Raw genomic sequence first — 26,019 nt, 5'->3', positions numbered from 1 at the left:
CCGGCTTCAAGCCAACCATTCGAACCTTTTGGGTGTGCTGCATGCCTTTCGGCATGTCCTGCCGGCGTCGCATTTTCTGATTTCTTGCGGAGACGAAGATATGTCTGCCCGTTTTTCACCGAGGCCGCGACGGCCTGACACTCAACTGCCCCCGTTCGTCCGCAGGCGGGCCAACCGGCTGCGCAACGGTGCGCGGGTGCTGCGTGTTGCGGTGTCCGTTTTTCTCGTCAGTTTCGTGCTGGCGTCGGCCCTGTTCACGCCGGTTTTCCTCCTCGAGGTCAGCCGGATGGAGGTCGTTTCCGGTGATCGGTTGATGGAAATCAGCCGGTTTGCGGACCATCTTCAGGCGCTGTTCCTTGGACTGCTTGTCCTTGCGGTGGCGATTGTCAGTTTGTTTGCAGGCGTTCTGCTTGCGCGCGGCGCCTGCCAGGTCACACGCAGGCTTGCGGAGCGCGAATTGCCCGATGTTCCTTCCAGATGCCTGTTGAAAGGCGGAATTGCGGAGATGTGTGGTGTTTGAGCGGTTTGAAAATCTGATCGACCCCTTTGAGAAAACCGGGCTCGACGTACCGCCGAAGGGTTTTATCGCCTTTTGCTGGTACTACACGAAACCTGCCTGGAAGATCCTTGCGGGTGTCGCCGCGCTCGGCGCTCTGGTCGCGATAATGGAGGTGACAATCTTCACCTTCCTCGGCGACCTGGTGAACTGGCTGGAAAAGGGTGACAAGGAAACCTTCCTGGCAGACAACTGGCCGGCTCTTGTGGGAATGGCCGTCGTTCTGCTCGTTTTGCGGCCGCTGTTAGAAACGGCGTGGCAGCTCTTATTCCACCAGGGGCTGATGGCGACCTATCCGATGTCCATCCGCTGGCGGGTGCACCGCTACCTGCTGCGCCAGAGCATTTCCTTCTACCAGAACGACTTTGCCGGACGGATCGCCAACAAGCTGATGCAGACCGCGCTGGGTGTGCGCGAGGTGGTCACCCGGATTGCCGATATCCTGATCTACGTGGCCGTCTACTTCACCGCCGCGGTCTTTGTTGTCGCCAGCGCCAACCTCTGGTTCATCGTGCCGTTCCTCACCTGGCTTGCGGCCTATCTGGCGGTGATCCGGGTGTTCATTCCAAAGCTCAGGGACGTGTCGAAGGAGCAGGCGGACGCGCGCTCGCTGATGACCGGCCACGTGGTGGATGCCTACACCAACATATCGACGGTCAAGCTCTTCTCCCACGCGGACCGGGAAGAGACTTATGCCAGGATGTCGATGTCCGCGTTCCTGACCACGGTGTTCGGACAGATGCGGCTCGTGACGTTGCTGAACATCGCGCTGACGAGCATCAACATGCTGCTCCTGTTTTCGACAGGCGCGCTTTCCATCGCATTGTGGCAAAGCGGAACGGTCTCGACCGGGGATATCGCGATTGCCGTGGCGCTGGTCCTGCGTCTTCAGGGCATGTCCCACTGGATCCTGTGGGAACTGGCGGGCCTGTTCGAAAACGTCGGAACCGTTCAGGACGGGATCTCGACGATTTCGCGGGAACGTGACGTGCGCGACGCGCCGGATGCGACGGACCTTGCGGTGTCGCGCGGCGAGATCCGCTTCGAGACCATTCGTTTTCACTACGGCAAGGAGGCCGGTGTGATCGAAGGTCTGGATCTGACGATCCGGCCGGGCGAAAAGATCGGCCTGATCGGACGCTCGGGGGCGGGCAAATCGACGCTGGTCAATCTGCTCCTGCGGTTCTACGACCTGGAGGGTGGCCGGATCCTGATCGACGGTCAGGATATCGCCGGCGTGCGACAGGATGCCCTGCGGGAAAATGTCGGCGTCGTGACCCAGGACACCTCGCTGCTGCACCGCTCGATTTTCGAGAACGTGGCCTACGGTCGCCCGGAGGCGAGCCGGGAGGCGGTGACAACCGCGCTTGAAAAGGCTCATGCGCTCGAATTCGTGCACGGTCTGAGCGACCAGGCGGGGCGCACCGGCCTGGACGCCCATGTGGGCGAGCGGGGTGTGAAGCTCTCCGGCGGTCAGCGGCAGCGGATCGCGATCGCGCGTGTTCTTCTGAAGAATGCGCCGATCCTGATCCTCGACGAGGCGACGTCCGCGCTGGATTCGGAAGTTGAGGTCGCCATTCAGGAGAGCCTGTTCGACCTGATGGAAGGCAAGACAGTGATCGCGATCGCCCACCGCCTGTCGACCATTGCGGCCATGGACCGCCTGATCGTGATGGATCGCGGCAGAATCATCGAGGAAGGCACGCATGAGAGTTTGCTGGAGAAGAAAGGTCTCTACGCGCAGCTGTGGTCGCATCAGTCCGGAGGGTTCCTGGCGCCGGTGCAGGCGGCGGAATGAAGGCATTTATCGGGCAGTCGCTGAGTTGCTTGATTCTGTTGCCGATATCCGGTTTTTTACAGAGCCGTCTTGCACTGCTTCCGTAATTTGGGGCAGAAAAGGGGCGCGGACTGTCTTTTTCCCGCGACATTCTCCGAATGGTTCGTTTGTCGATCTGGACAAGCGGGCTCAAGGGTGCAAAAAGACAACCGTTTTGACGGGTGTGGAGAGATCCGCGCCTTGTCTCCGTTGAGACCCGCTTTGATCCGCTTCGCTTCCTGTTCCTGCAGAAAGCCCGCGGCCCGAAGGTGGGCTTTCGGTACAGGTTGAACAGGTTTCGAGAGGACGCGACCTTGGCACATACGGATACGGCGGAACCGACCCGCCGCGACTTCCTCTATATTGCGACCGGCGCAATGGGCGCGGTGGGTGCAGGAGCCTTGGCATGGCCGTTCATCGATCAGATGAATCCGGATGCCTCCGCACTGGCCCTGGCTTCCATCGAGGTCGATGTTTCTGCCATTGAGGAAGGGCAGTCGATCACAGTCAAATGGCGCGGTAAGCCGGTCTTTATCCGTTACCGCACCGCCGAAGAGATCGCGGAAGCCACAGCTGTTCCGCTCAATGATCTGCCCGATCCGCTGGCGCGCAATCTGAACCTTCCCGATACCGCGGAAGCCACCGACCCGAACCGCGCCGCCAAGGACATGGAACCCTGGCTGGTCATGGTCGGCATCTGTACCCACCTTGGCTGCGTGCCTATCGGCCAACAGGGCGATTTCGGTGGCTGGTTCTGCCCATGCCATGGTTCGCACTACGATACCGCCGGCCGTATCCGCAAGGGCCCTGCGCCCGAGAATTTGCTCATTCCGCCGTACGAATTCGTGTCTGACGCGAAGATCAAGATCGGTTAACGGCAGGAACTTGAGGAGACAGCCATGGCTGGACATTCTAATTACGTACCGCAGAGCGCTGCCGCCAAGTGGCTTGAGAGCCGTCTGCCGGTCATTTCACTCGTTCGCGGCTCTTTCGTGGACTTCCCCACTCCGAAGAACCTGAATTACTGGTGGACCTTCGGCGGGATCCTTTTCTTCGTGCTGATCGCCCAGATCATCACCGGTATCGTGCTGGTCATGCACTATACGCCGAACACGCTGATGGCCTTCGACAGTGTCGAACACATCATGCGCGACGTGAACTTCGGCTGGATGCTGCGCTACCTGCACTCCAACGGCGCCTCGATGTTCTTCATCGCCGTCTACATCCATATCTTCCGCGGTCTCTACTACGGTTCCTACAAGGCGCCGCGCGAGATTTCGTGGATCCTCGGCGTGATCATCTTCCTGATCATGATGGGCACCGCGTTCATGGGCTACGTTCTGCCCTGGGGCCAGATGTCCTTCTGGGGCGCGACCGTGATCACCAACCTGTTCTCGGCCATTCCGATGGTGGGTGAGGCGATCCGGACCTGGCTGTGGGGCGGTTTCGCCGTCGACAATCCGACGCTGAACCGGTTCTTCTCGCTGCACTACCTGCTGCCGTTCATGATCTTCGGCGTGGTCATCCTGCACGTGTGGGCCTTCCACACCACGGGCAACAACAACCCGAGTGGCGTTCAGCCGAAGTCGAAGCAGGACACGATCCCGTTCCATCCGTACTACACGATCAAGGACCTGTTCGCGATCGTCGTGTTCATGATCCTGTTCGCCTGGTTCGCCTTCTATGTGCCGAACTACATGGGCCACCCGGACAACTACATCGAGGCCAACCCGCTCTCGACCCCGGCGCATATCGTGCCTGAATGGTACTTCCTGCCGTTCTACGCGATCCTGCGCGCCATTCCGGACAAGCTCGGCGGCGTGGTTGCCATGTTCGGCGCGATTGCGGTGCTGTTCATTCTGCCCTGGCTCGATACGTCCAAGGTTCGTTCAGGCACCTACCGTCCGCTTTTCAAGCAGTTCTTCTGGATCTTCGCCGCGGACTGCGTTGCGCTCGGTTATCTCGGCGCCATGCCGGCAGAGGGTGCGTACGTGATCTTCTCCCGGATCTTCACGGCCTACTACTTCGCACACTTCCTGATCATTCTTCCGCTGCTCGGGTTCCTGGAAAAGCCACGGCCGCTGCCAGCCTCGATTTCGGAAGCGGTTTTGAAGGGTGGTTCCGGAACCCCGGCCGGTGCGGCCTCCGCGCCGAACACCAAGTGACGTCGAACCGATCAGGAGTTATTGGAAAAATGAGCACCATGATCAAAATGGTTCGTGCATTCGCCGCGGTCGCAGTTGTTGCGACTGCAGCTCCGGCGCTGGCCGCCGGTGACGCACCGCACATCGCGCGCCAGCAATGGTCGTTCTCCGGTCCTTTCGGGACCTTCGACCGGGCACAACTTCAGCGCGGCTTCAAGATCTACAAGGAAGTCTGTTCGGCCTGCCACGGAATGCGTCTGGTTGCTTTCCGCAACCTGGCGGAGGAAGGCGGACCCAGCTTCACCGAAGAGCAGGCCAAAGCGATCGCTGCCGAGTACACCGTCACAGACGGCCCGAACGATGACGGCGACATGTACGATCGGCCGGCGACGCTTGCCGACCGGTTCCCGTCGCCGTTCCCGAACGAGCAGGCCGCCCGGGCGTCCAACGGCGGTGCCTATCCGCCCGACTTCTCTCTGCTGGCAAAGGCGCGTGCGGCGCACCGCGGGTTCCCGTGGTTCGTCTTCGATGCCTTCACCCAGTACCAGGAGCAGGGGCCGGATTACATCTACGCACTGCTGACCGGTTATGAGGAAGAAGCACCCGAAGGCGTGACCATTCCCGAAGGCAGCTACTACAATCATGCGTTTCTTGGCGGCACCTCCATCGGGATGGCGCCTCCGCTGAGCGAAGAACTGGTTGAGTACACCGACGGGACGCCGATGACGGTCGACCAGTATGCCCATGACGTCGCCGCCTTCATGATGTGGGCTGCGGAGCCGCATCTGGAAGCCCGCAAGAAGACCGGCTTCCGGGTCATGATCTTCCTGATCGTGTTTGCCGGTCTGCTCTACTTCACCAAGAAGACGCTCTGGCGCAACGTCGACCACTAAGCGTCAGCTTGGGTTGAGTGAACGAAAATCAGGCCGCCGGATTCTTCGGCGGCCTTTTTCGTGGCGCGGGTTTGACATGATGTCATTTGCGGGGCCTAGTGTCCCCGGAACAATCGTTTGAGGAACTCCATGGTAAAATCAGTTCTCGGTGTCGTTGGGGGATCAGGGATTTACGACCTGCCCGGACTGGAAAACTCCGAATGGGTCGCGGTTGAAAGCCCCTGGGGAATACCGTCGGACAAGGTTCGCATCGGTTCCATCGACGGGCTCAAGGTTGTCTTCCTGCCCAGGCACGGACAGGGGCATGCCCTTTCGCCCACCGGCATCAACTACCGCGCCAATATCGATGTCCTCAAACGCTGCGGCGTGACCGATCTCGTTTCGGTGTCGGCCTGCGGCTCGCTCAAGGAAGAATTCGCTCCGGGCACCTTCGTGCTTGTCGACCAGTTCATCGACCGCACCTTTGCCCGCGAAAAGAGCTTCTTCGGCAATGGCTGCGTGGCGCATGTCTCCATGGCCTATCCGGTCAGCCCGAAGCTGGTCGATTGCGTCGAAAAGGCCGCGCGGGCCGAAGACCTGCTCTACCGCCGGGGCGGCACCTATCTGGCGATGGAAGGTCCGCAGTTCTCCTCGCTGGCGGAAAGCCATCTCTACCGCTCCTGGGGCTGCGACGTCATCGGCATGACCAACATGCCGGAAGCCAAGCTCGCCCGCGAGGCGGAGATCTGTTACGCGACGGTTGCCATGATCACCGACTATGACAGCTGGCATCCGGATCACGGCGAGGTCGATATCCAGACCATCATCAAGGTGCTGCACGAAAACGCGTCGAATGCCCAGCGACTGGTTGCACGGATCGCCAGGGATCTGCCGCGCGAGCACGAAGCCTGCCCAGTCGGGTCCGACACGGCGCTGGAATATGCCATCATGACTGCTCCCGAGGCCCGCGATCCGGAACTGGTCGCGAAGCTGGATGCGGTCGCCGGACGCGTGCTGAACCGCTGAGCGGACGACGCCTTCCTCAACGATCCAGAGACCTTACAGAGACACTTCAATGAATGAAAAGACTGCGCGGGAAGAATTGATCGAGTCGATCCGCACGATCCCGGACTATCCCAAGGAGGGTATCCTCTTCCGCGATATCACGACGCTTCTGGGCAACGCGAAGGCCTTCCGCCGGGCGGTGGATGCGCTTGTTCAGCCCTGGGCGGGATCCAAGGTCGACCAGATCGCCGGGATCGAGGCACGCGGCTTTATCCTGGGCGGTGCCGTGGCGCACCAGCTCTCCGCCGGGTTCGTACCGATCCGCAAGAAGGGGAAACTTCCCCATGAAACGGTCAGTGTCGCCTATTCCCTGGAATACGGTCTCGATGAAATCGAGATGCACAAGGACGCCATCAAACCCGGTGACAAGGTGATCCTGGTGGACGACCTGATCGCAACCGGCGGCACCGCGGAAGCGGCCTGCAAGCTGTTACAGTCCATGGGAGCCGAGATCGTGGCAGCCTGTTTCATCATCGATCTGCCGGATATCGGCGGGCGGCCGAAGATCGAGGCTCTCGGCGTTCCAGTCCGGACACTGGTCGAATTTTCGGGACACTAATGATCAATGGGAGGGGCTTCATCCGGAGGGCAGATGCCACCCGTATTCGATGAACGCTTCGAACAAGCTTTCGAGACGCTGCTGCACTGGCGCCGGGATGTGCGCCGGTTTCGTACAGAGCCACTTGCGGACGGCTTGCTGGACAGGCTCCTCGACCTTGCCGATCTCGCGCCTTCGGTTGGAAACAGTCAGCCGTGGCGTGTCGTGCTGGTGGAGGATCCCGGCCTGCGGGCGCAGGTCGTCGCCGGGTTCGAGTCCGAAAACCGCGTAGCGCTTGAAGCTTACGAGCCAGACAAGGCCGCTCTTTATGCCCGGCTGAAGCTTGCCGGACTTCGGGAAGCGCCTGTTCATTTGGCCGTATTTTGCGACTGCGAAACCGACCAGGGGCATGGTCTCGGACGCCGCACCATGCCGGAAACCCTGCAGTATTCCGTGGTCGGCATGATCCAGACCCTTTGGCTTGCCGCACGTATTCACGGGGTTGGGGTGGGCTGGGTTTCCATTGTTGACCCTGCCGCCGTACACGATACGTTAGACGTCCCGGCAGACTGGCAGTTGGTCGCGTACCTTTGCGTCGGTTACCCGCAAGAAGAACATACAGACCCGGAACTCGAGCGCGAAGGCTGGCAGGGCCGAACGTCACTCTCGAACCGGATTTTCAGGCGATGAGGACCCAGGGATGAGTGTCACGATCCGGCCGATATCGGAAGAAGATCACGAAGCCGTCCGCAATTTGCTTACGGACCGTTGGGCGGGGCCTGAGATTCTGCTCGATGACGAAATGGTCGATGCGTCGAAACTGCCCGGTTTCCTCGCTCTGGACGAAGGGGACCTGGTCGGACTGGTGACGTTGATCAAGCGGCCGGACGAATGGGAAATTCTGACCCTGGATTCTCTGAGTCGCTGGGGCGGCACCGGAACCCTCCTGCTCAATGCCGTGATCGATCAGGCCCGGGACAACGGGTTGAAGCGGCTGTTCGTGCGGACATCCAATGATAATCTGGATGCGTTCCGCTTTTATCAGCGCCGGGGGTTCCGCCTTGAGCGGATCGTTCAGGGCGTGATCGACAGGGAACGGGAGCTGAAGCCGGACCTGCCCTTGCGCGGAGACTACGGCATCGAGATCCACGACGAGGTGCTGCTCGCCCGTAGCCTGTAAATCGCCCCGCGCTTAAGGACGGCGTTCAACGAAAACAGCGCTCTTGAAGAAAAAGACCGGTTCGCCGTTTTGGTTGGTGCCGTGGTTTTCGGAACGCACGACACCCCAGCGCGGGCGGCTTCTGGTTTCGATCTTTTCGCTGATTACCCGCTTGTAGGTGATGGTGTCGCCCACATAGACAGGGCGCAACCACTTGAGATCCTCAAATCCGGGCGAGGGGCCTCCTTCGGCGATCGGCTCGCCGCGCTGCAAGGCCGCTTCCTTCAGGGCCTTGGCCATGTCGACGCTCAACCGCATGAATACGGCCGCCGTGTGCCAGCCGGACGCGCAAAGCCGGCCGAACTGGCTTTTCGCGGCAGCTTCCTCGCTCAGGTGAAACGGCTGCGGATCGTATTTTTTCGCAAAGGCGATGATGTCTTCCGCGGTAAAGGTGTGGCTGCCGAGCGTCAGTTCCTCGCCCACGGCAATATCCTCGAAATAGGCCGCCATCAGTTATCCGCTCCCGAGACCAGGGCCGCACGTCGGCCGAAGAAAATCGGCCCGATCTGGCGCATGACATCCGTTCCGGACTGATTGCGGACGTTGATTTCAAAGGTGACGATGCCCAGGTTCGGGCGCGATCGCAGGTCCCTGGTGGCGATGACCGTTGCCGTTGCGGTCAGTGTGTCGCCGGGAAAGACGGGCTTGAGCCATGACAGCTTGTCGATGCTGTTGCTGCCCTGACTCGAGGTCCTGTTCAGGAGCCCGTCCGCAAGCAGTCTCATGACCAGGGCGCCCGTATGCCATCCGGATGCGGAGAGGCCGCCCAGCAGGGAGGCTTTTCCCGCTTCGTCGTCCAGGTGAAAGGGCTGTGGATCGAATTCGGATGCGAATTCGATGATTTCTTCCCGTGTGACTGATCTGGAGCCAAGATCGTACGCTTGGCCGAGTTTGAAATCTTCGAAATATATTTCTGTCTGCATGCGCGCAGACTAAGACAGTGCGGTTTTTCTTGCGACCCCTTTTTGTCGGAAGTTCAGCAGAAAAATTTCCTAGTATTCTTATAGTTATTTGTAATTTCAGAAGTTGGTATTCAGAATTATCAGGCGGGATGAGCCAAGTTTGGCACCTTATCGGAAAGCTTCCGCACAAAATTTGCGTTGCGCCGCACAATCGTTATAATGCCTGCCAACAGCCTACATCTTTTTCAAATCGTGAGTGTTTTCTCGCGGTGAACCCGTTTGTCTTATCGAGAATGGAGAAGTTCTGTCGTGACCGTCGTAAAGCCGTTGGAATCTGCCGAGGCAATCTCTGATATCGCGTTTGCCTTCATGGGCTCCAAGGCTCTGTTTTCCGCCCTGCATGTGGGGCTGTTTTCCGCCCTGTCCGAAAAGACCATGAGTGCAGAGGATGTTGCAGCCGCGACCGATCTGGACGTGGACCGTGCGACGACACTGTTGACCGCCCTGACATCGCTCGGGCTGGTGCTGAAGACGGACGACGGTTTTGCGAACTCACCCGCCGCCGAGGCCTTTCTGGTCAAGGGGCGGAAATATGATTTCGGCGATTATCTGCGTTTCCAGATCGACCGGCAAATGTACCCGTTCCTGACCCAGTTGAACGACGCTCTGACCGGCTCGCTGGAAGAGGACAAGGTGGCGTCCTATGCGGACTGGTTCTCAGACCCGGAGGAGGCGCGCCTTTACTCGGAATCGCAACATGCGGGATCGCTCGGCCCGGGACGCAGCCTGGCCAAGATGGTCGATCTTTCAAGCGCGCGGACCCTTCTGGATGTCGGTGGCGGCACGGGTGCCTTTTCGATTTCGCTTTGCAAGTCCTATCCGGAACTGACATCGAAGGTGCTGGATTTCCCCAATGTGGCCAAGGTCGGCGAGGAATTCATCGCGAAGGAAGGCCTGAGCGACCGGATCACCTATCAGCCGGGCAACGCGCTGACCGACCCCTGGCCGGAAACAGCCGATGCGGTGCTGATGTCCTATCTGTTTTCCGGCGTGCCGGGCAGCTCGATCCCGGGTCTGGTGCGCAAGGCGATGGAAACCCTGACGCCGGGCGGCCGCTTCATGGTCCATGACTTCATGGTGGACGAAAGCCGGGAAGGGCCGAAGCTCGCCGCGCTTTGGCAGCTTCAGCATACCGCCTTCAATCCGGAAGCCCGGTCGATCACCAGCGATTATGTCGCCGAGCTGATGACCGCTGCCGGTTTCGTCGATATCGAAGTCAAGGTGATGATCCCGGGCATGACCATGCTCGTTCATGGTCGCAAGCCGGACTAAGACATCCGTCATCGATTTTCGAAGCAGGACTTGAAAACCCGCCGGGACTGGCTGTTCCGGCGGTTTTTTTTATGTTCGGATCCCTTTGCATTGCGGGGCATGACAATTGGTCGCTTTCCCCCGATCCGGCAATCCGTTAAGGGATGATCGGAAATCGCCATTTGAATCGGACGGGTACCGGGGCCTGACCCAAGGTTGACGCCTTCCGCAATTCAGAGAGCCATGACATGTTCAGTCGTTTCTTGAGCCCGGGCCGCCGGGATTTTTCGTCACTCTCGGAACAGGAAGTCCTGGCGCTTGCCATTTCTTCCGAAGAAGACGATGGCCGGATCTACAAGGCCTATGCCGAGGGGTTGCAGGATCAGTTTCCCCAGTCGGCCAAGGTGTTCGAGGAGATGGCGGCCGAGGAAAACGAGCATCGCCGACGCCTGATCGAATTGCACCGGTCGCGCTTCGGTGAAACCATCCCGTTGATCCGGCGCGAGCATGTGCGCGGCTATTATGAGCGCAAGCCCGACTGGCTTGTCCGGCCGCTTGGGCTCGACAAGGTGCGGGCCATGGCCGAGCAGATGGAGGATCAGGCGTACCGGTTCTACCTCGAAGCCGCAAAACGGGCGACGGATGCCGGGACGCGCAAGCTGCTTGGCGATCTGGCCCTTGCTGAAAAGGGGCATGGGAGCCTGGCTCGCCGCCTGGGTCTCAAGTACACGCCTGAGAACGTCCAGGAGGAAGAACGGCAGACCGAACGCCGCCAGTTCATTCTGACCTATGTCCAGCCCGGTCTTGCCGGACTGATGGACGGTTCGGTCTCCACACTGGCGCCGATCTTTGCCGCCGCCTTTGCCACGCAGGACACCTGGCAAACGTTCCTGGTGGGCCTGTCCGCTTCCGTGGGCGCCGGTATTTCCATGGGCTTTACCGAGGCGGCCCACGACGATGGGGTGCTATCGGGCCGCGGGTCGCCGGTCAAGCGGGGGCTGGCGTCAGGGATCATGACCGCCATCGGCGGTCTGGGGCATGCACTGCCCTATCTCATCCCTGAATTCTGGACCGCGACGAGCGTCGCCGCTGCCGTCGTTTTCGTGGAATTGTGGGCCATCGCCTGGATCCAGAACCGCTATATGGACACGCCGTTCCTGCGCGCGGCTTTCCAGGTTGTGCTTGGCGGATCGCTGGTCTTTGCCGCGGGTATTATCATCGGGAATGCCTGAGGCGCGATTTAATTCATTTTGATTTCGCTGAGTTAACCTGAACCCAACAGGCTCAGGTATAGTTTCCCCGTCCCGATTAAGTCTTTTTGGAGAAGCACATGTTTCGTGAATTGGTTTTTAGTCTTGCTCTTGTGTCCGGTGTTGTCGGCATGTCCGGTTCGGCATCGGCCTTCGACTTCAGTTTTCAGTGGGGAAATATTCCCAAATGCACGAACGGTCATCCCGGACGAGTACCTAATCCGGTTTTCAAGTTGCGTCAGGTTCCCAAGGGAACCGCGACGATCCGGTTCGACATGAAAGACCTTGCCGTGCCGAGCTATCCCCATGGGGGCGGAACGGTGAAATATGCCGGCAAGAATACGATCGGCGCCGGCGCCTTCAAATATAACAGCCCCTGTCCGCCGGGGGGACGGCACACGTATCAATGGACTGCCGTAGCGAAAGACAAGAGCGGCAAGAAACTGGCGACCGCGACTGCGCAGCGCAAATATCCTTGAGGGTTTCCATGAATTGAAAAAGGCCGGCAATCGCCGGCCTTGGGTTTTGCTGAGGCGGGCAGACGTCAGTCGTAATAGATATCGTTGTCGTCGAGATAGACGTTGCTGGCTTCGCAGATATCGATCGAAATCGGCTCGTCCAGGACCTCGTCTCCGTTTTCGCCGAGCCAGCCGATCTGGAAGGTCTGGTCACAATTGCCGGTATCCGCGGCGAACTCCGCTCGGGCCGACTCTCCAGGCTCCAGTTCCTCGGCAAGCCAGTTCTCGCTCCAGCCGCTGCCATCGTTGGTGTAGAAGCCGACGGCCACATTTTCATCGGTGTTGTTGTAGATCTGGAAATAGCCTTCCGAGCCTGTGCCTGCCGCAAAGGCGCTGCAGGTGCCGATTGCCAGTGCCGCAACCGCTGCGGATAGTCTGATCCGTTTCACTGTGAATTCCCCCCCCCAATCGTAACGCGACGGGAGGTATTTGGGCATAAGTCCCGCGGACAGGCTACGGTAAAATGCGGGATGGCTCCTTCAGGATCCGTCCTCGGGCAGGCCGTTCTGCTTTGCTATGAAATCGGCGAGCATGGGCACGTATTTTTCGCCCTGGCCGGAGGCTTCCATGGCGGCAAAGGCGTTCTTCACCACCGCCTGAACGGAATTCACGGTGCCGACGCTGTTGGCCATGTTGGCGAGGTAGCGCATGTCCTTGTGCGCATTGACGATGGTGAACTTGTGGGCGTTCTCGTCGCGGCCGACGGACCATTTCATGAAGGTGTCGTAGAAGCCGTTGGCCATGCGGCCCTGGCTGATCACCGAATGGACCTGCTCGATGGTCAGGCCGGATTTGCGCGCGATCGCAAGCGCTTCCGAATAAAGCGCCGCGTAGCCCATGGCGATGAAGTTGTTGACCAGCTTCATCTTGTGGCCGAGGCCGACCTCGCCGAGATGCACGATGACGCCGGCCCAGCATTCCAGGATCGGTTCGATCCTGGCGAAGGTGTCCGGGTCCGCGCCGACCATGGTGTCGAGCGTGCCGGCTTCCGCTTCCTTTGGCGTGCGTGACAGCGGCGCGTCGGCGAAGTCCATGCCTGCGGCTTTCAGCTCCGCGGCGATCTGGAGCGTGGAAACCGGATCGGACGTGGAACAGTCAATCACCGTCAGCCCCTTCTTGCCCGAGGCGAGAATGCCGTCCGGTCCCCGAACGACGTCCTCAACCTGCGGGCTGGCGGAGACGCAGAGATGGATGATGTCGCATTTTTCGGCCATCTCCTTCGGGGTCTTTGCTTCGCTCGCGCCGCGTTTCAGGAGGTCTTCCACCGGTTCCCGGTTACGATGAGCCATGACGACGAGCGGATAGCCCTTTTCGACGATGTTCTTTGCCATGCCGTGACCCATAAGGCCGACGCCGATAAAGCCGATGACCGGTTTGCCCATGTCGATTTCCCCCGTCTGGAAATGCTCTTCTTTTTGCTGCACGTCAGGCTGATGTGCGTTCCTCATGGTGAGAGAACAGCATGGGTCAGGCACGCGCAAGAGGCGCGTGAGGAAAAGCTGCCATGCGGCCATCGTCCGGAGAATAGGGCTTAGAGGTGCGCGCCTTCGGGAATGATCGACGGCTGGCTGTTCAGCGCCTGGATGGCGAAGCCGGCAACCGCCTTGTACTTGGCGGCATGATCGGCGAGCTCTTCCTTGGAGATGACGTCGTTGATGTCCTTGAAGTCTCCGCCGCAGCGGTCTTCCACCACCTGAAGCACCGCGTCAGGGCCGCTGCCCCGGTTGGTCATGATCAAACGGGTAGTGAGGGGGAGCATGTCCTCCTCGTAGGCCTTGAGAGCGGCATGGGTCAGGCCGTGCTCCAGCAGGGCCGCGCCGAGCCTGCGGGCGTCGACGATCGCCTGGCTGGCGCCGTTGGAGCCGACCGGATAGGTGGCATGGGCGGCATCGCCCATCAGTGACACGTTGCCGTCCGTCCAGTGATCGAGCGGATCGCGGTCGACCATGGGATATTCGTAGACGGCATCGGCGCCGGCGACGAGAGCGGGCAGGTCGAGCCAGTCGTAACGCCAGTCGGTGAACCGGGGCATGAAATCGTCGATGTTCGCCAGCCGGTTCCAGTCGCCCCGGTTCCACCCTTGCGAGGCGTCGAAAGAGAGCTCGGTGATCCAGTTGATGGTGGCAAGGCCGGTTTCGGGATCTGCTTCGGAAATCGGATAGGCGACGATCCGCTGGGTGGAATGGCCGATCATGACCATGGTCGCACCGGTGCGGAAGGGTTTTGCCTTGGCGGTGCCGCGCCACAAGACCGGGCCGCCCCATTTCGGCGCGCCCTCGTCCGGGTTCATCTGGGCACGGATGGCGGAATGAATGCCGTCGGCTCCGATCACCAGATCGCCCTCGACGGTTCGCTCCGTGCCGTCGACGGTGGATTTCAGATGGAGGGCCGCACCCTTGTAGGTGTTGCTGAAGCCGACTGCCCGTTGGCCGGCAACGACGCAGTCGGGCCCGGCGCGCCGTATGAGCTCCCGGTAGAGCATCATCTGCAGCTCACCGCGATGGACCGAATATTGCGGCCAGTTATAGCCGGCCCATTTCCCGCGCGGCTCGGTCCAGATCTCGAGACCCTTTTTGGAAAAGAGGCCGAATTCCTGTGTCTGCACCCCGATCTTGGGCAGACTGTCCTCAAAGCCGAGTTCGTAGAGTTCGCGAATGGCGTTGGGCTGCAGGTTGATGCCGACGCCGAGCGGTTTGATCTCCGGGGCCGTCTCGTAAATTCTGAAAGGCGCGCCGATCTGGTGACAGGTCAAACCCATGGCAAGGCCGGCGATGCCGCCGCCGGCAATCAGAATGGTCATGCATGCTTTCGGGCCTTTTGACCCGCCTCCCGTTCATTCTTTTTCAGCGATTGTCGCCCGACCGGCTTTTCGCGTTCCGTTGCAAGGGCAACCGCTGTTATGTTGGCTTCGTGATACAAAACATCACGTGTGAAGTAAACGCGCTTGGCTGAAGCGCAGGGTGTTGGGAGGAACCAGCACTCGAGGAAACGGATCTGAAGGGGATTTATTTTGGTAACACCGGTCCTGACGCATTTCTGCGATCTCACCGTCGAACTGGCCGACATCATGGAAATGGGCGAGGGACGGGCCGGAAAACGGCGGATCATTCCCATCATCGGCGGAACCGTGCGTGGGCCGAAGATCAACGGTAAGATCCTCAACCTCGGTGCGGACTGGCAGACCGTCTTTTCCGACGGCATGGCCGAACTCGACACCCGCTACGCCTTCGAGACCGATGACGGTGCCATCATCGAGATCCGCAACTTCGGCTATCGTCACGGGTCTCCAGAAATTATCGCCGCGGTCGGGCGGGGCGAGCACGTTGACCCGTCGGAGTATTACATGCGGACCCATGCCCGCCTGGAAACGGGGGACGAACGCTACGCCTGGGTGAACCGCATGCTGTTTGTCGGCGCGGGCGGACGGAACAGGAACTCGGTCGAGATTGCGCTTTACGCGGTGGAATAGAGGCCGGGTGCCTGATTACAGCGGCCAGAAGACCAGGATGGCCGGCACGGAAACCCCGAGTACCAGAAGTTCCAGCGGCAAGCCGAGGCGCCAGTAGTCGCCGAAACGGTAGCCGCCGGGACCCATGATGATGGTGTTGTTCTTGTGTCCGATTGGCGTGAGAAACGCGCAGGACCCGGCAACCGCGACGCTCATCAGGAACGGATCCGGATTGACCCCCAGCGTCTGTGCGATCTGGAGCCCAATGGGAGCCGCGATCAGGCAGGTCGCGACGTTGTTCAGGAAGTCGGAGAGCGTCATGGTGACCGCCATCAGCACCGCGAGCGCGACCCAGGCGGGATAGCCGTCGGTGACGCCGACAATGCCCGATGCAATCAGTTGTGCGCTGCCGGAGGTCTCGAACGCCTGGCCGAGCGGGATGAGCGAGCCGAGCAGAACGATTACCTTCCATTCCACCGCCTCATAGACTTCCCGTCCGCTGATGAGGCCGGCCAGGGCATAGACGATGGTGCAGGCGGCAAGGGCCACGGGCAGATAGACAAGGCCGGTAACGGCGGCGGCAATGGCAAGGCCGAATGCGGCAATGGCGAGAATGGCCTTGTTGCGCTGGACCAGCCCGGTGCTGCGGCCCTCGAGCGGCAGCACGCCGAGCCAGTTGATCGCGGCCTTCAGACGGGTTTCAGATCCGAGCAGCAGGAGCACGTCGCCGGGCAGAATCGTCATGTGCCGCACGCGGGCGTGGACGCGCCGGCCCTGGCGGGACACGCCGAGCAGGGTGACGCCCTGGCCGTGCAGCAGGCTCAGGTCGAAGGCGCTGTTGCCGGAGATCCGGGCGCCGTCTGGAACGATGGCTTCCTTGAGGGTGAGATTGCCGCCGGTCAGACCGCCGCTGTGTTTTTCGGAGCCTGCGAAATCCAGCTTGGCCGCGCCCATGAAGGCTTCGATGGCCTTCGGGTCGCCCTCGACCACGAGAAAGTCGCCCGGCGAAACCGGTTCCTGCCGGGCAAAGCCGCGTAGCCGGCGTCCGTTGCGGATGAGGCCCAGAATGTTGAGGTCGTTTTCATCCGCAACCGGGTAAAGATCGCCAACCGTGGTTTTCTGTTCCTTCGCGCTTTCCCCGACGCGCAACTCGGCAATGTAGAGGCTTGCTTCCGGATCTTCCGTGACGGGCGCCTCGGTGACCCGGGACGGCAGCAGCCGCCAGCCGATCAGGGTGACAAAGAGAACGCCGATCACAGCCACGGTCAGGCCGACCGGCGTGAAGGCGAACATTGAAAACGGTTCGCCGAGCGCATCCTGGCGGTATTGCGCGACCACGATATTCGGCGGCGTGCCGATCAGCGTGATCATGCCGCCGAGAATGGTGGCGAAGGAAAGCGGCATCAGGGACAGGCCGACCGCGCGCCCCGCCTTCTTGGCGGCCTCGATGTCCAGCGGCATCAAAAGGGGCAAGAGCTGCGACGTTGTTGATGATGGCGGACAGGCCGGCGCCGACCACCGACATCAGTCCGATATGTGTGAACAGGCCGTGCGAGGACGACAGAAGTTTGCCTGCCACGAGTTCGATCGCGCCGGAGTTCATCAGCCCCCTGGAGACGATCAGAACCAGGGCAATGATGACCACCGCCGGATGACCGAAGCCGGAAAATACTTGATCCTTCGGGACGAGGTGCAGCACGGTTGCCAATACCAGCGCAGCGAATGCGACCAGGTCGTAGCGGATCCGTCCCCAGATCAGCAACGCAAAGACCACGCCGAAGAGTGCGAACAGGAGGGCTTGGTCAAGTGTCACGAACAGGATCTCCGGGGCCGGATGCGGGGACAGGTTGCGATCGGAATCCGGCAGACCTTAGTCCGGATCGGAAGGGCAGGTCGAGGGGTTTGTGCTCGTCCTGTATCGTCATCCGCGCAGGCGCTCCGGTATTGGCAGGAGGCTATCGTGGATCGCTTATTCCGCAGGTATTGCGGGAGGCTCGGCTTCGTCTTCGGTCGACGGCATGAAACTGACCACAAGAAATGCCAGGATCCCGGCCGCGGTCAGATAGAAGGCCGGGGCAAGCTGCATGTGGGTTTCATGGATCAGGTAGGTCGCAACGAGTGGTGATGTGCCGCCGAAGAGCGCCAGCGGGATGTTGTAGCCGATGGAATATCCGGTGACGCGTACTTCCGCCGGGAACTGTGAAATCATGGCGCCGAGCAGCGGCGCGAGATAGCAGGCGAGGACCAGCGCCAGACTGCATTGACCGAGGATGACCATGGTCGGATCCGGGTGATGGAGCAGCCAGAACGCGGGATACCCGAGAACGGCAATGCCCCCGGAGCCGATCAGCAGCAGCGGACGCCAGCCGATCCTGTCGGCCAGATAGCCGAGCAGCGGCAGCAGAAGCATGAAGACGACCATCACGCCGGTGTTGATCGTCAAGGCCCGGCTCTCGGTCAGCTTGCTGTAATCGACGAGATAGGTCGTGAGATAGACGAAGGTGAGGTAGAAGCCGACACCGTTGAGCACATTGCAGGCGATAGTGCGGAACAGGGCCGGCTTGTGGTGTTGCATTACGTGGTGCACCGGGACCCGGACCGGTTCGCGCGGCGACGGCGGCAGGTCGGTTTCATCCGCTCGTGTGTTGGACCGGATCATGAAACCGGAAACCCCGAGCAGGAGGCCAAAGGCAAACGGGATCCGCCAACCCCAGCTGTTCAGGTCGTCGGCCGGGACCATTCCGGTGGCAATCGCGGCGACGCCGGATCCCAGGAGAATGCCGAAGACCGCACCGACCATCGTCCAGGAGACGGTGAAGGATCGCAGGTGTTTCGGCGCGATTTCATAGAGATAAACGGAAGATCCGGTGTACTCGCCGCCGACGGACATTCCTTGCAGCAGCCTGAGAACGGTCAGCAGGATGGGGGCCAGAATGCCGATGGATTCGTAGGTGGGGAGCAGTGCGATCAGCGATGTCGGAATGGCCATCAGGGCCACCGAAATCAGCAAGGCCTGGCGGCGCCCGGCGCGATCCGCGATATGGCCGAGCAGGAGGCTGCCGACCGGACGCATCAGGAAGCCCGCGGCAAAGACGCCGAAGGTCGCGATCAGGCTGACGGTGGGGCTGCCGCTTGGAAAAAACTGGTGGGCGATGATCGGTGCGAGATAGCCGTAGACGGCGAAGTCGTACCACTCCAGGGTATTGCCGACCGTGCCGGCAATGATCTTCCGGATGTTTTTCCGATCCGCGCCCATCCAATATGCTCCTTACCGGACAGGCGCCCCCCGCCTATCTAAGGCCGAGGATAGGTAAAAACCCTTTATTTTCTCTTTGTCCGGTAGGGGGCGGCCTTTTCATGCCGCCCGGGCCGACTTATCCGGCGAACCTCAGGTGTTGAACTTGAACAGCAGGATGTCGCCGTCCTTGACGACATATTCCTTGCCCTCGTCGCGCGCCTTGCCGGCTTCCTTGGCCGCCGTTTCGCCGCCAAGGGAGATGTAGTCGTTGTAGGCGATCGTCTGGGCGCGAATGAAACCGCGTTCGAAGTCCGTATGGATGACCCCGGCGGCGCCCGGTGCCTTGGTGCCGGAGGTGATCGTCCAGGCGCGCACTTCCTTCGGGCCGGCGGTGAAATAGGTGATCAGGCCGAGCAGTTCGTAGCCGGCGCGGATCAGCCGGTCGAGTCCCGGTTCCTCAAGGCCGATGGTCTCCAGGAACTCGTCCTGTTCTTCCTTGTCGAGCTGCGAGATTTCCGCCTCGATCGCAGCGGAGATGATGACCGAGCCGGCGCCCTGCGCCTTGGCCATTTCCTCCACCTTTGCCGACAGCGAGTTGCCGGTGGCCGCCGATGCTTCATCGACATTGCAGACAAACAGTACGGGCTTGGAGGTCAGGAGGTTCAGGCCCTCGAGGATCTTCTTCTCTTCCGGATCGTCGAGTTGCAGCAGGCGCACGGGTTTGCCGTCCTGAAGCAATGCCAGAGCCGCTTCCATGATCGGAATGACCGCCTTGGCTTCCTTGTCGCCGCCGGTTGCCTTCTTCTTCAGCGGCGCGATCCGGCGCTCCAGGCTTTCCAGATCGGAGACCATCAGTTCGGTCTCCACCGTCTCGGCGTCGGCGATCGGATCGATGGTGCCTTCCACGTGGGTGATGTCGTCATCCTCGAAGCAGCGCAGCACGTGGACGATGGCATCGACCTCGCGGATGTTGGCCAGGAACTGGTTGCCGAGGCCTTCGCCCTTGGAGGCGCCACGCACGAGGCCGGCGATGTCGACGAAGGTGATCCGGGTCGGGATGAGTTCCTTCGAACCGGAGATCTTCTGAATGGCGTTCAGGCGCGGATCGGGAACGGCGACTTCACCGGTGTTCGGCTCGATGGTGCAGAACGGATAGTTCGCGGCCTGCGCGGCTGCGGTCTTGGTGAGCGCGTTGAAGAGCGTGGACTTGCCGACATTGGGCAGTCCGACGATGCCGCACTGGAAACCCATGGATGATCGCTTTCGGTTTGGATGTCTTGGACGTTGCCGCTATGTGCCGGAAGGCCGGGGTAAGGTCAAGGGGCATGGACGCGGTGCTGTCGCAGAAAGAGCCGCGAAATCGCGGCTCTTCGGAAGTTCGGCGTCTGCAGGCGATCAGTCCGCCTTTTTCTGGATCTCTACCGAGTGAGGATAGGGGATCGAGATGCCCTTCGCGTCGAAGGCTTCCTTGACCTTCTTCGTCATCGCGAACTTGAGCTCCCAGTAATCACCGGCCGCGCACCACAGGCGGACACCGAGATCGACGGATGAATCCCCCAGGTTGGTCACCCGGACCCAGGGCTCCGGATCCATGTGTACGCGCTCGTCTGCGTTTGCGAGTTCTGTGATGATGCCGACCGCCTTGTCGATGTCGTCGGAGTAGTCGATGCCGAAGGTGAAATCGACCCGACGGGTCGGATGGGTGGAATAGTTCGTAATGATGGAACCCCAGGCCTTGCCGTTGGGCAGGATGATCTGGACATTGTCCGGCGTGGCCAGTTCCGTCATGAACAGGTTGATGTCCTTGACCGTTCCCGACGTGCCGCCAATGTCGACAAATTGTCCGAGCTTGTAGGGCCGGAAAAGGATCAGCATGACTCCGGCCGCGAGATCGCTCAACGTGCCCTGGAGAGCCAGGCCGATGGCGAGGGTTGCGGCGCCGAGCACCGCTACAAGGCTGGTTGCCTGGATGCCGAACAACTGCAGAACAGCGATGATGGTGACCAGCAGGATCAGCCACTTGATGATCGACGCGGCGAAGTTGCCGAGCGTGTCGTCGATCTTCGGGCTGGCATTGACCCGTTTGCGCACCATGCTGCTCAGGAAGCCGGCGAGAAACCAGCCGACGATGAGAACGACTATTGCCTTGGCTGCGTTGAGAATGAGGGGCGTGTAGGCACTCGCCTCCGCGATCATTGTGTCCATGGGCCTTCCTTTTTGGCTTTGAGGTCAGGCTGAGACCGGATTGAAACGCTGTCCGTAATTTAACGTATGAGGCGCAAAGATAAACCGCTGCCGGAAGACAAATCCGGTTGCTGGCATAGGCCAACACGGCCGGCGAGCCGAACCGCCGCATATGAACGGGGTGTTTGCCCTAGTCCTTGTTGCCGAGCAGCTTCTTGAGCATGTCGGCCATGGGGCCGGACTTCGGCAGGTTCGGGGTCTTCGCCTGTCGAGCCTGGCGGATATGGCTTTGACCCTTGGCCCCGGGTGACTTCGGGGGCTTGGCAGCGGCGGTTTTCCCGCCCTGATCCCCGCCTGCCGGTCTGGAGCCGCCGCGCTTTGCCTTTTCCGGCTCGAGGGCGAGCGTCAGCTTGTTGGCGAACTGGCTGTCCTTGCCCTCCGCGAGGAGATCCGCGTTGTCGGCAATCTCGCGCAGCAGGGGTTCGATCCAGTCGCTGTCGGCCTTGGCGAAGTCGCCCAGCACATAGTTGGACACGAGCTTCTTGTCGCCGGGGTGGCCGATGCCGAGGCGCAGGCGGCGGTAGTCGGCGCCGATATGGGCGGTGATCGACCGCAGGCCGTTGTGGCCGCCGTGTCCTCCGCCGGTTTTCATGCGGTATTTTGCCGGCGGCAGATCGAGTTCATCGTAGATGACCACGATGTCTTCCGGCTCGATCTTGTAGAATCGGATGGCCTCGCCGACGGCGCGGCCGGATTCGTTCATGTAGGTGGAGGGCTTTAAAAGGAGCACCTTTTCCGATCCGAGGCGGCCTTCGGAGACCTGGCCCTGGAATCGGGCGCGCCAGGGCGAAAAGGAGGAATGGCAGCGGTGGATCTCGTCAACGGCCATGAAGCCGATGTTATGCCGGTTGCGCTCGTATTTTGCTCCCGGATTGCCGAGACCAACGATCAGCCGCATGAGATGCCCCCAGCTAACGAACGATTCTTATCGTTTGTTTCCGCCCGAAAAGGGCTTGAGAAACGAGAAGGGGACGGTCGACCGTCCCCTTCGAAATGCGTAAAGCGATAAGGCTTATTCGCCTTCTGCTTCGCCTTCTTCTGCACCTTCTTCGCCTTCGTCCGTTTCCTTCAGGCCGGCCGGAGCGGCGATCGTCGCGATGGTGAAATCGCGGTCGGTGATCGTCGGTTGGCAGCCTTCCGGCAGCTTGACTGCGGAAATGTGCAGGCTGTCGCCAAGGTTGGCGGTCGCGAGGTCGAGTTCGAGGGCTTCCGGAATCGCGGTTGCCGGAACGGTCATTTCGACCGTGTGGCGCACGATGTTGAGAACACCGCCGCGCTTGATGCCCGGGCAGGTTTCTTCGTTGAGGAAGTGAACCGGAACTTCGATCGTCAGCACCGCATTCTTGGAAACGCGCAGGAAATCGACGTGCAGCAGTTCATCGCGAACCGGGTGCAGCTGATAGTCCTTGGCAATGACCTGATGCTTTTCGCCGTCGACATCGATGATGCCGAGGTGGGTCAGAAAACCGCCTTTGTGCAGGGTCAGCGTGGTTTCCTTCACCGGAATGGTGATCGGCAGGGCTGCTTTCTTGTCGCCGTAGATAACGGCGGGGAGAAGGCCTTCGCGACGCAGTGCCCGAGCGGCCCCCTTGCCCACCCGTTCCCGTGCCGCTGCCTTCAGCTCATAGCTGGTAGCCATGGCAAAACTCCTTCGGATGTTTTGAAATGGGCCGGCGACACACTGTGCATTCATCTTTCAATCAATGCACCGCATACCGGAATCGGCCCGAAAGCGCCTCCTCCAGGGGTGCAGGCGCGCGGGTGCTATAGCGGAAAGGCCCCTGTTACGCAAGCGAGAAGCTCGAAACCACACCTGCCCCTCCTGTCGAGACTTTCAGCCGGAATGTGACGTTGGCGCGGCTTTTGGCGGTGCGGCAACGACATGATGCTGTGCGGTAAGTATTTGTCAATATGCATTTTTCTGGAAATAGCTGACTTTTTCGGTACTGGCAGGAATTCATTCATCGATTTTATTTGTAAGAATTAGCGATATCTAAATAATAATTACAGCATGTGTATATTAAATCTATACAACCTTAGGTAAGAAATTCAGTTATATATTTTTTAAATTGTTCGCCTTCTAATAGTCCTTAGAGGAAAAATGGGAGTTACTGATGAAAATACTTACCAGTGCAGTGCTGGCGGTTCTGATTGGTTGCAGCTCGGTTGCGGCCAACGAATTCCAGAGTGAGTTGACGGCTTTGGCTTCGGGGAAAATCGCTGAAATCGCGGGTTCCAGCGAGGTCGTTTCCGCCGTAAAGGCCCAGAACGAACAGACGACCGGTTACGACCAGGCCAAGATTGACGAGCTCGACAAGCAATGGCGGGCGGAGGCGGATGCCGCCGACCAGCCGATGATCGACACGGTCCTGGAAAACGATCTTTCCGCCTATCTGGCCGATGCCCAAGGCAACAGCGACGGACTTTTCACCGAGATCTTCGTCATGGATGCAAAGGGTCTGAATGTCGGACAGAGCGACGTCACCTCAGACTACTGGCAGGGCGACGAGGCCAAGTGGAAGGAAACCTTCCTGAAAGGCAAGGGCGCAGTTCATGTCGGTGACCTCGAGCAGGATGAAAGCACCCAGCAGCTTCAAAGCCAGGTCAGCGTTTCCGTAACCGACCCTGCCACCGGCGAGACCATCGGCGCGGTCACCTTCGGCGTGAACGTCGACAAACTCTGATATTTGATGAGGGGCGCTTCGGCGCCCTTCACCGGCAAAGAATAAAAATGGGAGCTTGAGGTGAGGGTATCTACGAAACTGCCGTCGGTGATTGTCGGGATCGCGCTCTTATGTTCGGCCGGCGTTGGCGTTGCCAGCTACCTGTCGGGTGCTAAAAGCGTCAAGGCTCTGGCCGAGGAGCGCTTGATGGCCGTCGCTGAAAGCCGGAAGGATTCCCTGATCGACGAACTGACAGCGGTTCGTGCCGGTATTCTCTCCAACGCCGAAGGGCAGACCATTCGGGCCGCCATAGCCGATTTCGAAGCCGGGTGGGCGAAATACGGTGATGAGGCGACCGAACGGGTCCTGAAGACCTACGTGATGGACAATCCCCATCCGGAAAACGAGCGGGCCGAGCTGGTGAAAGCCGGGCGCAAGCCCTACGACCGCTCGCACGCGAAATTCCACCCGCTGCTTCGACGATATATCGCCGACAACGGCTACGAGGATCTGATGCTGATCGATCCTGAAGGCCATGTCGTCTATACGGTCAACAAGCTCGGCGATTTTGCCGCCAACCTTCGCTCCGCGGAGTGGAAGGACACCAATCTGGCGAAAGCCTTCGAAGACGCGATAGCCGCCGATACCGGCACTGCAGTTCTTTATGATCTCGAGCCCTATCAGGCGCATAACGGCGAACCTGCCGGTTTCATGGCCACTCCGATCGGGATCGGCTCCAAAAAACTCGGCGTCCTCGTCTATCAGGTGCCGACCGACAAGATCAGTGCCACGTTGGGTAAATATGCAGGTCTCGGGGAAACCGGGGATGTCTATTTCATCAACGGTGACGGCATCGTGCAAAACGACAGCCTGCGGACCGCCGACGCTTCCGAGGTGATGAGCGATATCCTGAAGCGGAACGAGGTGCTCTCTGCGCTTGGTGGCAAGCCGGAGTTCAAGGAAATCCATGACTTCAATGGACGCGAGGTCGATGCGGCCATCATTCCGTTTGACTATCTGAAGAAGCCCTTCGCTGTTGTCGTGGTGCAGGATGTGGCCGAAGTACTGGCGCCGCTGGCCAGCCTCAGGAACTGGATCCTGGGCATCGCGGCCCTGAGCGCCCTGATCGCCGCGGCTGTCGGCGTCTATTTTTCGAGAAACCTCAGCGGCCGGATCCGGCTCCTGTCCGATGCCATGGTGCAGCTTGCCGACGGCAACACGGATGCGGAGGTGCCGAGCCAGACATCCAACGACGAGATCGACGACATGGCCAAGACGGTCGTCGTTTTCCGCAACAATGCCATTGAGCGGACCCAACTGGAGGCCGATCAGCGATCGACCAGCGAGGCGCGCGAGCGGCAGGCCGGAGAGGTCCGATCCCTGATCGACAGCTTCCGTTCGGAAGTGGCCGATATGCTGGACGCGGTTTCAAACAACTCCGAAGAGATGCGTACCGTAGCGGAAGATCTCAACGCAATCGCCGATGCGACCGCCGGCGAAGCGTCCGGCGCATCGTCCGCCTCGGAGCAGGCGTCCAGCAACGTTCAAACGGTGGCCTCGGCCGCTGAAGAACTGACGGCCTCTATCCAGGAGATCAGCCGCCAGGTCGAGAGCACCACCGGGATCGTCGGGAAGGCGGTTGAAAATGCCGCGCAGACCAACGACAAGATCGGAGGCCTCGCGGAAGCCGCTCAGCGGATCGGCGATGTGGTCAAACTGATTTCAGACATCGCCGAACAGACCAACCTGCTTGCGCTCAATGCCACGATCGAGGCGGCGCGCGCCGGCGAGGCAGGAAAGGGTTTTGCCGTGGTGGCGTCGGAAGTCAAGGAACTGGCCACCCAGACGGCCAAGGCGACTGAGGAAATCAGCGCCCAGATCAACGAGGTGCAGGATGCAACCCGGGAAGCCGTCGTCGCCATCCAGGAGATCACCGACACAATGGGTGAGGTGAACTCCTACACCACGTCGATTGCATCGGCCGTCGAGCAGCAGGGCGCTGCGACCGGCGAGATTTCCTCAAACGTCCAGGAAGCTGCGTCCGGCACGCTGCATGTGGCGGAGACGATGGTCAATATCTCCGAGAAGGTCCGCGATACCAGCGAGTCGGCCTCGAAGGTGCTGGAAGCCTCCGCAAGTGTGAGCGATCGGACGGGCGAGCTGCGCCGGACCGTCGACAGGTTCCTTGCTGCGGTTTCGGCTGCCTGAACGAAAGAAGCGGAAAGGCAAAAAGCC

The 26,019-nt window shown here is 60.4% G+C and carries 25 protein-coding genes and 1 pseudogene; 15 read left to right on the top strand and 11 right to left on the bottom strand.

Going from position 1 to position 26,019, the window contains the following annotated elements; all coding sequences use genetic code 11:
* Positions 1-100 precede the first annotated feature (100 nt).
* From ABIN98_RS11430 to ABIN98_RS11390, 9 genes are all read left to right on the top strand, one after another.
* A complete protein-coding gene (locus ABIN98_RS11430; RefSeq protein WP_346910064.1) occupies positions 101-520 on the top strand; it encodes a hypothetical protein in 420 nt (139 codons plus the stop codon).
* The gene (locus tag ABIN98_RS11425; RefSeq protein WP_346910062.1) at positions 513-2,354 is read left to right on the top strand and encodes an ABC transporter ATP-binding protein; all 1,842 of its coding nucleotides are present in this window, start codon (positions 513-515) and stop codon (positions 2,352-2,354) included. Before ABIN98_RS11430 ends, ABIN98_RS11425 begins: the two co-directional genes overlap by 8 nt.
* Before the next feature lie 332 nt (positions 2,355-2,686).
* Entirely contained in the window at positions 2,687-3,247 is a 561-nt protein-coding gene (petA, locus tag ABIN98_RS11420; protein ID WP_346910060.1) for a ubiquinol-cytochrome c reductase iron-sulfur subunit, read from the top strand.
* Between the two features lie 24 nt (positions 3,248-3,271).
* Entirely contained in the window at positions 3,272-4,537 is a 1,266-nt protein-coding gene (locus ABIN98_RS11415; RefSeq protein ID WP_346910058.1) for a cytochrome b/b6, read from the top strand.
* A 29-nt stretch (positions 4,538-4,566) separates the two neighbouring features.
* Complete coding sequence (locus ABIN98_RS11410) at positions 4,567-5,409, top strand: cytochrome c1 (protein ID WP_346910056.1); 843 nt, start codon at positions 4,567-4,569, stop codon at positions 5,407-5,409.
* Positions 5,410-5,538: 129 nt separating this feature from the next.
* A complete protein-coding gene (locus ABIN98_RS11405) occupies positions 5,539-6,414 on the top strand; it encodes an S-methyl-5'-thioadenosine phosphorylase (protein ID WP_346910054.1) in 876 nt (291 codons plus the stop codon).
* A gap of 49 nt (positions 6,415-6,463) precedes the next feature.
* Positions 6,464-7,012 (top strand): adenine phosphoribosyltransferase, encoded by a 549-nt coding sequence (locus ABIN98_RS11400; protein ID WP_346910052.1) that lies wholly within the window; start codon positions 6,464-6,466, stop codon positions 7,010-7,012.
* A gap of 33 nt (positions 7,013-7,045) precedes the next feature.
* Positions 7,046-7,681 (top strand): 5,6-dimethylbenzimidazole synthase, encoded by a 636-nt coding sequence (gene bluB / locus ABIN98_RS11395; protein WP_346910051.1) that lies wholly within the window; start codon positions 7,046-7,048, stop codon positions 7,679-7,681.
* Positions 7,682-7,691: 10 nt separating this feature from the next.
* Entirely contained in the window at positions 7,692-8,171 is a 480-nt protein-coding gene (locus ABIN98_RS11390; RefSeq protein ID WP_346910049.1) for a GNAT family N-acetyltransferase, read from the top strand.
* Positions 8,172-8,183: 12 nt separating this feature from the next.
* Here ABIN98_RS11390 and ABIN98_RS11385 read toward each other — a convergent pair whose 3' ends face one another.
* Positions 8,184-8,660 carry a MaoC family dehydratase gene (locus ABIN98_RS11385; protein WP_346910047.1) on the bottom strand — a complete coding sequence of 159 codons (477 nt, stop codon included), beginning with the start codon at positions 8,658-8,660 and terminating at the stop codon, positions 8,184-8,186.
* The gene (locus ABIN98_RS11380) at positions 8,660-9,133 is read right to left on the bottom strand and encodes a MaoC family dehydratase (RefSeq protein WP_346910045.1); all 474 of its coding nucleotides are present in this window, start codon (positions 9,131-9,133) and stop codon (positions 8,660-8,662) included. Before ABIN98_RS11380 ends, ABIN98_RS11385 begins: the two co-directional genes overlap by 1 nt.
* Positions 9,134-9,421: 288 nt before the next feature.
* On the opposite strand from ABIN98_RS11380, the gene ABIN98_RS11375 reads away from it, so the two are divergent.
* From ABIN98_RS11375 to ABIN98_RS11365, 3 genes are all read left to right on the top strand, one after another.
* Positions 9,422-10,444, top strand: a complete 1,023-nt coding sequence (locus ABIN98_RS11375) for a methyltransferase (protein ID WP_346910043.1) — start codon at positions 9,422-9,424, stop codon at positions 10,442-10,444.
* Positions 10,445-10,671: 227 nt separating this feature from the next.
* Positions 10,672-11,655 (top strand): iron exporter MbfA, encoded by a 984-nt coding sequence (gene mbfA, locus ABIN98_RS11370; protein ID WP_346910041.1) that lies wholly within the window; start codon positions 10,672-10,674, stop codon positions 11,653-11,655.
* A gap of 98 nt (positions 11,656-11,753) precedes the next feature.
* A complete protein-coding gene (locus tag ABIN98_RS11365; RefSeq protein WP_394701485.1) occupies positions 11,754-12,152 on the top strand; it encodes a phospholipid-binding protein in 399 nt (132 codons plus the stop codon).
* Between the two features lie 65 nt (positions 12,153-12,217).
* On the opposite strand, the gene ABIN98_RS11360 is transcribed toward ABIN98_RS11365, so the two are convergent.
* The 3 genes from ABIN98_RS11360 to ABIN98_RS11350 all read right to left on the bottom strand — a co-directional run bounded on the left by ABIN98_RS11360 (position 12,218) and on the right by ABIN98_RS11350 (position 14,991).
* A complete protein-coding gene (locus ABIN98_RS11360) occupies positions 12,218-12,580 on the bottom strand; it encodes a hypothetical protein (RefSeq protein WP_346910039.1) in 363 nt (120 codons plus the stop codon).
* Between the two features lie 90 nt (positions 12,581-12,670).
* A complete protein-coding gene (locus ABIN98_RS11355) occupies positions 12,671-13,639 on the bottom strand; it encodes an NAD(P)-dependent oxidoreductase (protein ID WP_346910037.1) in 969 nt (322 codons plus the stop codon).
* Positions 13,640-13,722: 83 nt separating this feature from the next.
* The gene (locus ABIN98_RS11350) at positions 13,723-14,991 is read right to left on the bottom strand and encodes a flavin-dependent oxidoreductase (RefSeq protein ID WP_346910035.1); all 1,269 of its coding nucleotides are present in this window, start codon (positions 14,989-14,991) and stop codon (positions 13,723-13,725) included.
* Positions 14,992-15,201: 210 nt separating this feature from the next.
* Between ABIN98_RS11350 and ABIN98_RS11345 the strand changes: the two genes are divergently transcribed.
* On the top strand, positions 15,202-15,660 hold the full coding sequence (locus ABIN98_RS11345) for a DUF3237 domain-containing protein (protein ID WP_346910033.1): 459 nt from the start codon (positions 15,202-15,204) through the stop codon (positions 15,658-15,660).
* 15 nt (positions 15,661-15,675) lie between these two features.
* On the opposite strand, the pseudogene ABIN98_RS11340 reads toward ABIN98_RS11345, so the two are convergent.
* The 6 genes and pseudogenes from ABIN98_RS11340 to ABIN98_RS11315 all read right to left on the bottom strand — a co-directional run bounded on the left by ABIN98_RS11340 (position 15,676) and on the right by ABIN98_RS11315 (position 22,760).
* Positions 15,676-17,452 (bottom strand): annotated as a pseudogene (locus tag ABIN98_RS11340) (SLC13 family permease).
* Positions 17,453-17,608: 156 nt separating this feature from the next.
* Positions 17,609-18,895 carry an MFS transporter gene (locus ABIN98_RS11335; RefSeq protein ID WP_346910032.1) on the bottom strand — a complete coding sequence of 429 codons (1,287 nt, stop codon included), beginning with the start codon at positions 18,893-18,895 and terminating at the stop codon, positions 17,609-17,611.
* Positions 18,896-19,027: 132 nt separating this feature from the next.
* Positions 19,028-20,128, bottom strand: a complete 1,101-nt coding sequence (gene ychF / locus ABIN98_RS11330; protein ID WP_346910030.1) for a redox-regulated ATPase YchF — start codon at positions 20,126-20,128, stop codon at positions 19,028-19,030.
* Between the two features lie 144 nt (positions 20,129-20,272).
* Positions 20,273-21,082 (bottom strand): mechanosensitive ion channel domain-containing protein, encoded by an 810-nt coding sequence (locus tag ABIN98_RS11325; RefSeq protein ID WP_346910029.1) that lies wholly within the window; start codon positions 21,080-21,082, stop codon positions 20,273-20,275.
* A gap of 169 nt (positions 21,083-21,251) precedes the next feature.
* The gene (gene pth, locus ABIN98_RS11320) at positions 21,252-22,019 is read right to left on the bottom strand and encodes an aminoacyl-tRNA hydrolase (protein ID WP_346910028.1); all 768 of its coding nucleotides are present in this window, start codon (positions 22,017-22,019) and stop codon (positions 21,252-21,254) included.
* Between the two features lie 114 nt (positions 22,020-22,133).
* Positions 22,134-22,760, bottom strand: coding sequence for a 50S ribosomal protein L25/general stress protein Ctc (locus tag ABIN98_RS11315; RefSeq protein ID WP_346910026.1), 627 nt, complete (start codon positions 22,758-22,760; stop codon positions 22,134-22,136).
* A gap of 475 nt (positions 22,761-23,235) precedes the next feature.
* On the opposite strand from ABIN98_RS11315, the gene ABIN98_RS11310 reads away from it, so the two are divergent.
* Both ABIN98_RS11310 and ABIN98_RS11305 read left to right on the top strand, forming a co-directional pair.
* Positions 23,236-23,805, top strand: a complete 570-nt coding sequence (locus ABIN98_RS11310; protein ID WP_346910024.1) for a hypothetical protein — start codon at positions 23,236-23,238, stop codon at positions 23,803-23,805.
* 60 nt (positions 23,806-23,865) lie between these two features.
* Positions 23,866-25,992: a methyl-accepting chemotaxis protein gene (locus tag ABIN98_RS11305; RefSeq protein ID WP_346910022.1), complete on the top strand. Its 2,127-nt coding sequence runs from the start codon at positions 23,866-23,868 to the stop codon at positions 25,990-25,992.
* Positions 25,993-26,019 lie beyond the last annotated feature (27 nt).

Origin of the sequence: uncultured Roseibium sp., assembly GCF_963675095.2 — a bacterium.
In the GTDB taxonomy this organism is placed as follows: domain Bacteria; phylum Pseudomonadota; class Alphaproteobacteria; order Rhizobiales; family Stappiaceae; genus Roseibium.
This window is presented reverse-complemented; position numbering and strand designations above follow the sequence as displayed.